The organism is Kitasatospora sp. NPDC087314 (genome assembly GCF_044744365.1).
Classification (GTDB): Bacteria; Actinomycetota; Actinomycetes; order Streptomycetales; family Streptomycetaceae; genus Kitasatospora.
The window spans coordinates 1-1,141 of record NZ_JBIUYE010000055.1 but is presented as its reverse complement, the minus strand read 5'-3'; the positions used below and the strand labels follow the sequence as shown (position 1 = coordinate 1,141).

Annotated in this window: 1 protein-coding gene; it reads right to left on the bottom strand. The window is 69.8% G+C overall.

Annotated elements, in window-relative coordinates:
- A partial coding sequence (locus tag ACIO5E_RS39665) for an aminopeptidase P N-terminal domain-containing protein (protein WP_400677594.1) occupies positions 1-1,141 on the bottom strand: 1,141 nt, incomplete at both ends.

Sequence of the window (1,141 nt, the reverse complement as noted above, 5' to 3'; positions counted from 1 at the left end):
AGGTTTTCGTTGCCGTTGTCGGTGACGAGGATGTCGTCTTCGATGCGGATGCCGATGCCGCGGTATTCCTCGGGGACGGTGAGGTCGTCGCTCTGGAAGTAGAGGCCGGGTTCGACGGTGAGGACCATGCCGGGTTCGAGGGTGCCGTCGACGTAGAGGTCGGTGCGGGAGAGGGCGCAGTCGTGGACGTCGAGGCCGATCATGTGGCCGGTGCCGGCGAGGGTGAAGCGGCGGTGGAGGCCGAGGTGGTAGACCTCGTCGGCGTCGCGGTCGCCGAACAGGCCCCAGGAGACGAGGTGTTCGGCGAGGGTGCGTTGGGCGGCGTGGTGGAAGTCGCGGAAGGCGGCGCCGGGTTTGACGGCGGCGATGCCGGCGTCCTGGGCGGCGAGGACGGCGTTGTAGACCTTGCGCTGGATGGGGGTGAAGCGGCCGCTGACGGGCAGGGTGCGGGTGATGTCGGCGGTGTAGAGGTTGTTGGTCTCCACGCCGGCGTCGAGGAGGAGGAGGTCGCCGGGGCGGGCCTGGCCGTCGTTGCGGATCCAGTGGAGGGTGGTGGCGTGGGGTCCGGCGGCGCAGACGCTGGTGTAGCCGACGTCGTTGCCCTCGATGCGGGCGCGCAGGAAGAAGGTGCCCTCGATGGCGCGTTCGAGGGTGGGCTGGTCGGTGCCGAGGATGCGGACGACGTCTTCGAAGCCGCGGGCGGTGGCCTCGCAGGCGAAGCGCAGGTCGGCGATCTCGAAGTCGTCCTTGACCAGGCGCATTTCGGAGAGGAAGACGCGGAACTCCTCGTCGGCCTGGACGGTGACGGCGGTGTGGAGGGCGTGGTCGACGGTGGCGTCGTGGCCGCGCAGGAGGCGGACGGGGCCGGTGGTCTCGGCGAGTTTGCCGGTCAGGGTGCGCACGTCGGCGCAGGGCAGGCCGAGGAGTTGCTCGTTCTCGGTGAGGCTGTTGCGCCGGCCGTCCCAGAGTTCGCCGTGGTAGTCGTTCCAGAACTCGCCGTTCTCGCGGTTGGAGCGGGGCAGCAGGTAGGCGACCGCGCGGTGTCCGCCCTCGGCGAGGGGTTCCAGGACGAGGGCGGCCTCCTGGGACTGGTCACCCGTCAGGTAGACGTAGTCCGAACAGGGACGGAACGGGTAATCCG